Origin of the sequence: Nostoc sp. ChiQUE01b (genome assembly GCF_034531255.1) — a bacterium.
GTDB lineage: Bacteria > Cyanobacteriota > Cyanobacteriia > Cyanobacteriales > Nostocaceae > Nostoc.
The window spans coordinates 142,586-150,683 of record NZ_JAVRBM010000011.1 but is presented as its reverse complement, the minus strand read 5'-3'; the positions used below and the strand labels follow the sequence as shown (position 1 = coordinate 150,683).

The window sequence follows — 8,098 nt, the reverse complement described above, 5'->3', positions numbered from 1 at the left end:
TTCCCTTTACATTTTCCCATAAGTGGTAAATCTTCCAAAACTCGATGCTCCCATATAACAAATGCTGTCGTCGAAGTAACAAATGCGAACTCCAAAATAACAAATGCGAACTCCAAAATAACAAATGCGAACTCCGAAATAACAAATGCGAACTCCGAAATAACAAATGCTTACTCCGAAATAGCAAATGCGAACCCCGAAATAGCAAATGCGAACCCCGAAATAGTAAATGCGAACGCCAAAATAGCAAATGCGATCGCCGAAATAACAAATGCGATCGCCGAAATAACAAATGCGATCGCTAAAATTAGTCCGTGAAGGCGGACTTTGCCTGTGTAGCCGCGAATTCCATTCGCTTTCTTCTATTCGCCTACTCCTGCAAAACCCAACGGCGAAAAAGTTCTACCATAATCCGCCAGCTTCCCTGAGTTTCCTCAACAACATCATGACGCTTCAGAGTATTTAGCGTTTCTTGTAAATTGGTGTCGTTCATACCTGTAGACTGAGCTAAGGCATCCAGTTTAGGCTGCTGGAGAAAGAGGCACACTATCTCAGACTAATAGTAGCTATTCATGACGAAATGGAGCGGCAACGGGAAACCTACGGTCATTTGCAAAAATTTTGGAAGTGACCGACGAGTAGGTATTGAGGGCGATGACGTTGTCAATACTGTCTCCGATTGGGTAAATGTTAGGAAATATAGATATTACAACATCAGCAAAAAGACGCTTATTGTAAAGTATTCAACATTAGAATAACCAGCAAAAACAATTGCGTATTACTCAGGTAATACCAATTCTCTATGAAGTTGCACAGAATAAAAAAAACGTCAACTCTATGCCATACAAGGGAATTATTCTATGCAGGTTCACATAGATTTGGTATAAGAAACATTAGCCAAGATTTATTCATATTGGCTAAATTTTGTAATTAAAAATGAGTTACATAACATGTAATTAACATCACTAAAAAATATCTTTACAAATGAAAGACAATATTATGACCATTTTTACTTATGATGTTATTAAAGCTAAGGATGCTTTAATAGCATACGGCTGAATAATCATTTAAAAAATTCTCCTTTTGTTAGCAAAGTTAAGGAAAATTAGAAGATTATGCCTAAATTTACAGGTAGAGTTGTTGACAAAGAAAGTAGACCTATTAAAGATGCTAAAATTTCATTTGAAGATGAAGAAACTCCATCTGTAGACCACACTGATGCAGAAGGAATTTTTAGCTTTTCAGTTGATACAACTACAACTACAACTATTGACATAAAGATCAAAGTAGAAGCTAAAGGATATAAACTTTATAATCGCAATATTAAGTTTGCTGTTAATAATAAAAAGCTTACAGAAATTCGACTCATAGAGGATGATATAGTAGAGTCTACTGGACTACCAGTTCCTATCTTAATAGCTATAATAGGAGCTACAAGTGCAGTTTTAGTAGCATTAATAAGCAATCCAGGAATCTTAATTCCAAAATCGGCTTCAGAACCATCAGAAAGAATAAAACCCAATCTTAATGAAGGATTAGAACTACATCTCAATCAAGATTGTAAAAATCAAAGACCTAATACAAACACAGAAGCTATTACAAGAAAAGAAGACCCTTCTACATGGTATTGTCGAGTTTATTTAACAAGTGATCGATCTAAATTTATTGATTATAAAATAGATATGAATGCCGCTTGTGAAAGGGCATATCCTGGAACCTTTGCTTATCTTATGAATATTGGTCGCTCAGATATGTGGCGCTGTTATAAAAAACTTTAGTTTTTAGATTAGACGACATTAGGATAGTTTCACCCCAATACTGCTTCCACATCTTCTACTGTGAAAACTGGGTCACGCGATCGTCCTTGCTCAAAAACAAAGTCATTATAGCCGCGCACTAACTGAAAACCCACGAGTTGCACTAAATATGGTTGACCGTGTGTCAAAGCATAAATTTTATCTAAAGCTTCCGGGAGGTAGTCAAGGGAGAAGTCTTCATTACCTGGGTTAGCGAGAATTTGGCGGGTAGCTGCACCTTCCTGAAAGCCTATTTAAATAACGTTCAAAAGTTCGGTAAGGGAGATTTAGTAAATAAGTGTCATCTGGTGATGGAAGTTTAATAGTTTGAGAAATTTCATCACAAATTGCCATCAGCACTTCACCCACACCTTGGGGGCTATCTCTTAAACGCAGGAAGTTGATATAAAGCGAAAGAGAGTAATAGTTTTATGGCTTACAATAAGTTTAAACCAGTGGTATTTCTCAAGAAATTTAACAAAATGTCCAACAGCTTAATACCGAATTCGCGGATCTACATAAGCATTTAAAATATCAATTAAAATGCTGGCGCTGACAACGATCGCACCAAAAAAGACTAGCACTCCCTGGACTGTGGGATAATCGCGATCGGCGATCGCTTGATACAATCGATTAGCTAACCCAGGCCAAGAAAATGTTACCTCTGTCAAAATCGCCCCACCTAACAGAGATGCAAAGGTTAATCCCAAGACTGTAATCACTGGAATTAGCGCATTTTTTAAAGCGTGGGAAGCTAAAATCTTATTTTCACCAATACCTCTAGCTCTAGCCGCTTCTACATAATCTGCTTGCAAGGTTTGCTTTAAATTCACTCGTACAATTCGCTCAAAAATTCCACTAAGCAAAATTCCTAGTGTGAGACTTGGTAGAGCAAGATGGTGCAAAGATGCGAAAAACTGGGTGAAATTTCCACCGAGTAGGCTATCAATTGTATACAATCCAGTGACAGGAGTGGGAGCCGGCAGATTAGACGGAAAGCGATTGGAATTAGGAAACCAACCCAGTTGGACTGAGAAAATCAACTGCAAAAGCATTCCCGCCCAAAACATCGGGAGTGCGTAGGTGATGATACCAAATAAGCGCCCGCTGACATCAAAATATGTCCCAGGACGGGAAGCCGAAAGAGTCCCAACCGCAATTCCAACAATAAGTGCAACTGCCATACTACATACTGCTAACTCCACCGTCGCCGGGAAATATTGCCCAATTATGTCCCAAACATTCTGTCCGCGACTCATTAAAGAGGTTCCCAAGTCAAAGCGTAGTATGCTTCCCAAATAATTTAGGTACTGTAGCCACAGGGGAAGATTTAAACCGAGTTGTTTTCGCAATTCTTCTTTAGCTGCTTCTGGTGCACGTCCACCAAGAATTGCATCTGCTGGATCTCCTGGTGTTGCTCTTAGTAAAAGAAATACAATAGTGATGATAGTTAATAGCTGAAGTGGCGCAAGAAGCAAACGAGAAACAATGTAATATTGTAAGGCTTTAGAGCGAGACATAATTTTAGTTATTTGTCATTTGTCATTTGTCATTTGTCATTTGTCATTGGTCATTTGTTATTTGTGAATGATGCCCCATGCCCCATGCCCCATAACTACTTTTTAAGTGTCTGGTAAATCAAAATTTGGATCGGGTTAAGTTGGACGCTGCTAACACCATTGCGGGCAAATACATAGTCTTTGTTTTGCCATAAGGGAACGTAAGGTACATCAGTAGTAACTTGCGTTTGAATTTCTGTAAAAATCTTCTGACGCGCTTCGGGGTTTTGTTCTTTGCGTTGCCCATCAATCAGTTTATTTATGGCTTCGCTATAGTAAAACGAACCCTGAGTTTGACTGCCTCCATCTTCGCATCCTTTAGCAGTTGAACCTTTGTCACAAGACAAAAATGGCTGGACGTAATTATCTGGATCTAAAAAGTCTGGATACCAATCAAGTAAAGCTGCCGGATACAAACCCTTAGCAATGTCTTTAAAGAAGGCAGGCCCTTCCGCTTGAGTAACTTCAAACTGAAGTATTCCATCCATTTTGACATCCACAAGGGATTTGAGCGTCTGTGCTGCCAAACTACGAGTCGGTGAACTTGAAGGATACCAAACTTGCACTTTTGCAGGATTTTCTTTGGAGAAACCAGCAGTGGTTAATAATTTTTTAGCTTGATCGAAGTTAGCATCACCATATTTATCTTTGAATAATGGCAGAGAAACTTTAAATGTTGTGGGAATCATGCTATAAAGCGGATCTGCTTGACCAAATAATACTCGCTCATTTAAAAGTGGACGGTCAATTATGGAGGCGATCGCTTGTCTTACCTCTAATTTATCTAAAGGCTTTTGATTTCGGTTTAATACTAGATAACTTACTACACTACCTTCAGCTGCGATCGCTTGCCAATCCCCTTTTTTTCCACCTTCTTCCAAACTCCGATTTTGATCTGGTTGCAGCGACAGATAAGCGACATCGATTGCACCTGTACGAAAAGCATTAAACAAATTAACCGGACTAGTTTGAATTTGGAGATTAACACCCTTGTTAGCTGGTTTTTCTCCCCAATATTTATCAAACACATCAAATCGGATGGAATCGGTACCATACTGTCCTAATTTATAAGGGCCAGTTCCCACAAAAATATTCGGCTTGAATCTACCAGCACCGACTTCGTAAGCTTTTGGTGAAACGGCACACACTCCAGGAAATGCCAACAGTGAGGGAAAAGCTGCAAAGGACTTTTTCAGCTTAATTGTCAACTCATACTCACTTGTAGGTTTTATCGAATCTACTATATCAGCTAGTAAAAATGAGGGTTTTCCTTTATTTTCAATAAAACGCTGGATGGTAAAAACCATTGCTTGAGCGTTGAAGGGAGTCCCATCGTGAAAAACTACTCCCTGACGTAAGGGGATGGTATAAGTTAAGCCGTCTTGACTGACTTTGGGTAATGCTGTAGCTAGTTGGGGCTTAATTTCGGTGCTTCCTGGTTCGTAGTTGTAGAGGCGATCGCTCATATTAAACACTAAACCTAAAGATGCTAACTCATAAGCATCAGCCGGATCAAGGGTTCTTGGCTTTGCTGTTGTACCAATAGTAATACGACCATCACCTGTAGGGGTATTTACAGAACCAGATGGCGGCGTAGAAGACTTAGGACGAGGAGCGCAACTAACAACTAAAAATAAACATAGACAAAACAAAGATAGGAATTGTGTAATCCGACCCCACCGTTTCATGAACAAGGAAAACCAGGTCATAGCAATAATATATTTGATATCAGTAGCGGTCAGCAATTCTACTACATTTGTGACTCTTATGCTGAATCTTCACAATTTATAGTGGTTCTTGTTTCGATGGAATGCTCCGTAGTCATCTATAGCAAGGGACTGGGGATGGTGGGGCCCCTGAAGGGGATAAGGGGTAATGGGGACTGGGACTGGGTGAAAAGTCTTTTTGTGTCTAAGTTTTATCATCTGTTGATGTCCTAATCACCAAGGCTTGTGCTATAAATCAAAAATTTGTGGCGGATACTCAACTTCATAATTAAGTTTATTGCTACTGTGCGAAGCCTACTACGGGCTACGCATATACACTATTTGGTTACAAAAAATCATTGATGAAATACAGAATTTGACATTTAAGATTTGTTAAGTATTGAAAAATTTTTATTTCATTAAAATTTTCAACATTGGTTAAATTTGTCGTAAATTCTATAGTTACTAGGAAAATAGGTCTTGTTAAGCTTTGACACTTAGCCCAAGTAGTGTACGTTGAGATTTTACCTCTTGCTGCTTGGGAACAGACTACTGATAAAGGGTTTTATCATCAAGATCCGCTGTATTCTCAAAAAGAAGAGTGTTTGAACATCAGCGAGTAAAGCGATCGCGATATTGTTAACAGCAGATTGAAAGTCTAATAGTGAGACTAAGACCGTGAAGTATTTCTTTCTATCTGAGGGATGGGCAGTTGCAAGAGTCTGGGCATCTGATGGACTCTGGCAAATAACTGCATGGCGACGCCAACCAGATATTCAGCGAATGAATATTTGTTTAGTCGAAGAAAACGAATTGCTCTGGCTTTATCGAGTAGAAGAAGCCGTTTTAACCGTGGAAGTGAAGCCAACAACACCAGTAATTGCCAGCCAGACCATCGGTCAAGTAGTACTCAAGCGTCTGATGAGCGCCGAACAGGTAATCGAACGCCTGAGTATAGCTGAGGCGAAGTGTCAACTGCAAAATATCCAGTTGGTGGTTCAGTAGATAGTGGGGAGTGGGGAGTAGGGAGTGGGGAGTAGGGAGTAGGGAGTAGGCCAAGTAACATAACAACATAATTATTCTTGTCCCCTCCTCTTGTTCACCCACTCCCCATTCCCCACTCCCCTCGTAAAGAAAAGATAAGCAAATTTAATCCTTGACGGGTATTAGTAGCGAAAAAACTTGGATATGCTACGCGATCGCATCAATTTACACGCTTGCAAACAATTCCATCAATAGTTACACTTTTTAAAACATTCTCATTTTTGCTTGGCGATGGCTACCCTACATAGGTAAACCTCCCGAAGCGAGTAAGCATTGCCAAAGCACCCACGCTGTCTGACTTATTAAGACTAAGCTGTGGTGATACTCTGGCTCTGGCAATAACAAAAAACAAAAGAGAGTTTTATGAGTGGCGATTTTCGTCTCTCATAACCTCAGTAAGAAAATTGCATTTGTAAACTAACTCATCGAGGAGGAGCGTAGTCGATGGGACTACCCTGGTACCGAGTACATACAGTCGTTCTGAATGATCCAGGGCGACTAATTTCTGTACACCTAATGCACACAGCCTTAGTAGCAGGCTGGGCTGGTTCGATGGCACTCTACGAACTGGCTGTTTTTGACCCTAGCGATGCAGTTCTCAATCCGATGTGGCGTCAAGGAATGTACGTCCTGCCGTTCATGTCACGTTTGGGCGTCACTCAATCTTGGGGTGGTTGGAACGTTACTGGTGGACCATCAACCGATCCTGGCTTCTGGTCATTTGAAGGCGTTGCTGCTGCTCATATTGTTCTTTCCGGTCTGCTATTTCTAGCCGCCGTATGGCACTGGGTTTACTGGGATTTGGAACTTTTTAGAGATCCCCGCACTGGTGAACCGGCTCTCGACTTGCCAAAAATGTTTGGCATTCACCTGTTCTTATCTGGTCTACTTTGTTTTGGATTTGGTGCTTTTCATGTCACTGGACTATTTGGGCCGGGGATATGGGTTTCTGACGCTTATGGTGTAACTGGTGCGGCCCAGGCAGTAGCACCAGAATGGGGCCCAGATGGTTTTAACCCCTATAACCCTGGTGGCATTGCGGCTCACCACATTGCCGCTGGTGTTGTTGGTATTATTGCAGGCTTATTCCACCTGACAGTTAGACCCCCCGAACGGCTCTACAAAGCCCTACGGATGGGGAACATTGAAACAGTACTTTCTAGCAGTATTGCAGCAGTCTTCTTTGCTGCTTTCGTGGTTGCTGGTACTATGTGGTACGGTAACGCCGCCACTCCCATAGAATTGTTTGGCCCTACCCGCTATCAATGGGATCAGAACTACTTCCGTCAAGAAATTCAGCGCCGCGTCCAAACAAACGTTGCCCAAGGTGCAACCCTTGAGCAAGCTTGGTCGCAGATTCCTGAAAAATTGGCTTTCTATGATTATGTCGGTAATAGCCCCGCTAAAGGTGGTTTATTCCGTACAGGGCCGATGGTGAAAGGTGACGGCATTGCCCAGTCTTGGCAAGGTCACGGCGTATTCAAAGATTCTGAAGGACGAGAATTAACTGTACGTCGTCTCCCCAACTTCTTTGAAACCTTCCCAGTGGTATTGACTGACGCAGATGGAATTGTCCGCGCTGACATTCCCTTCCGTCGGGCAGAATCTAAATATAGCTTCGAGCAATCTGGTGTCACCGTTAGTTTCTACGGTGGCAATCTGAATGGTCAGACCTTTACAGAACCAGCTGATGTGAAGAAGTATGCCCGTAAGGCTCAAGGCGGTGAAATCTTTGAATTTGACCGAGAAACCTTGAACTCTGATGGTGTATTCCGCACCAGTCCTAGAGGTTGGTTTACCTTTGGACACGCCGTATTTGCTCTCTTGTTCTTCTTTGGTCATCTCTGGCATGGCGCTCGGACAATCTACCGAGACGTATTTGCTGGTGTTGACGCGGATCTTGAAGAGCAAGTTGAGTGGGGTTTGTTCCAGAAAGTAGGTGACAAGTCAACCCGCCGGAAGGAAGCTCTTTAATTTCAGTGCTGAGTACTGA

The 8,098-nt window shown here is 41.5% G+C and carries 8 protein-coding genes; 4 read left to right on the top strand and 4 right to left on the bottom strand.

The window, feature by feature from the left end:
• Window positions 1-318 (top strand): hypothetical protein (locus tag RMY63_RS10505; protein WP_322728635.1); only part of this gene is annotated, 318 nt, incomplete at its 5' end.
• Between the two features lie 52 nt (window positions 319-370).
• Here RMY63_RS10505 and RMY63_RS10500 read toward each other — a convergent pair.
• On the bottom strand, window positions 371-547 hold the full coding sequence (locus RMY63_RS10500; RefSeq protein ID WP_322728634.1) for a hypothetical protein: 177 nt from the start codon (window positions 545-547) through the stop codon (window positions 371-373).
• Window positions 548-1,115: 568 nt separating this feature from the next.
• Between RMY63_RS10500 and RMY63_RS10495 the strand changes: the two genes are divergently transcribed.
• A complete protein-coding gene (locus RMY63_RS10495) occupies window positions 1,116-1,778 on the top strand; it encodes a carboxypeptidase-like regulatory domain-containing protein (RefSeq protein WP_322728633.1) in 663 nt (220 codons plus the stop codon).
• Between the two features lie 29 nt (window positions 1,779-1,807).
• Here RMY63_RS10495 and RMY63_RS10490 read toward each other — a convergent pair whose 3' ends face one another.
• The 3 genes from RMY63_RS10490 to RMY63_RS10480 form a co-directional block, all read right to left on the bottom strand.
• Complete coding sequence (locus RMY63_RS10490; protein ID WP_322728632.1) at window positions 1,808-1,945, bottom strand: hypothetical protein; 138 nt, start codon at window positions 1,943-1,945, stop codon at window positions 1,808-1,810.
• Between the two features lie 345 nt (window positions 1,946-2,290).
• On the bottom strand, window positions 2,291-3,316 hold the full coding sequence (locus RMY63_RS10485; RefSeq protein WP_322728631.1) for an ABC transporter permease: 1,026 nt from the start codon (window positions 3,314-3,316) through the stop codon (window positions 2,291-2,293).
• A 95-nt stretch (window positions 3,317-3,411) separates the two neighbouring features.
• Window positions 3,412-5,064: an ABC transporter substrate-binding protein gene (locus RMY63_RS10480; protein WP_322728630.1), complete on the bottom strand. Its 1,653-nt coding sequence runs from the start codon at window positions 5,062-5,064 to the stop codon at window positions 3,412-3,414.
• A 675-nt stretch (window positions 5,065-5,739) separates the two neighbouring features.
• On the opposite strand from RMY63_RS10480, the gene RMY63_RS10475 reads away from it, so the two are divergent.
• On the top strand, window positions 5,740-6,066 hold the full coding sequence (locus RMY63_RS10475; RefSeq protein ID WP_322728629.1) for a hypothetical protein: 327 nt from the start codon (window positions 5,740-5,742) through the stop codon (window positions 6,064-6,066).
• A 483-nt stretch (window positions 6,067-6,549) separates the two neighbouring features.
• Window positions 6,550-8,079, top strand: a complete 1,530-nt coding sequence (gene psbB, locus RMY63_RS10470; RefSeq protein ID WP_322728628.1) for a photosystem II chlorophyll-binding protein CP47 — start codon at window positions 6,550-6,552, stop codon at window positions 8,077-8,079.
• Window positions 8,080-8,098 lie beyond the last annotated feature (19 nt).

Bases quoted from the DNA above. Each gene is read 5' to 3' on its own strand.
- RMY63_RS10495 (WP_322728633.1), top strand. From the start codon at position 1,116: ATGCCTAAATTTACAGGTAGAGTTGTTGACAAAGAAAGTAGACCTATT.
- RMY63_RS10485 (WP_322728631.1), bottom strand. From the start codon at position 3,316: ATGTCTCGCTCTAAAGCCTTACAATATTACATTGTTTCTCGTTTGCTT.
- RMY63_RS10480 (WP_322728630.1), bottom strand. From the start codon at position 5,064: ATGACCTGGTTTTCCTTGTTCATGAAACGGTGGGGTCGGATTACACAA.
- psbB (WP_322728628.1), top strand. From the start codon at position 6,550: ATGGGACTACCCTGGTACCGAGTACATACAGTCGTTCTGAATGATCCA.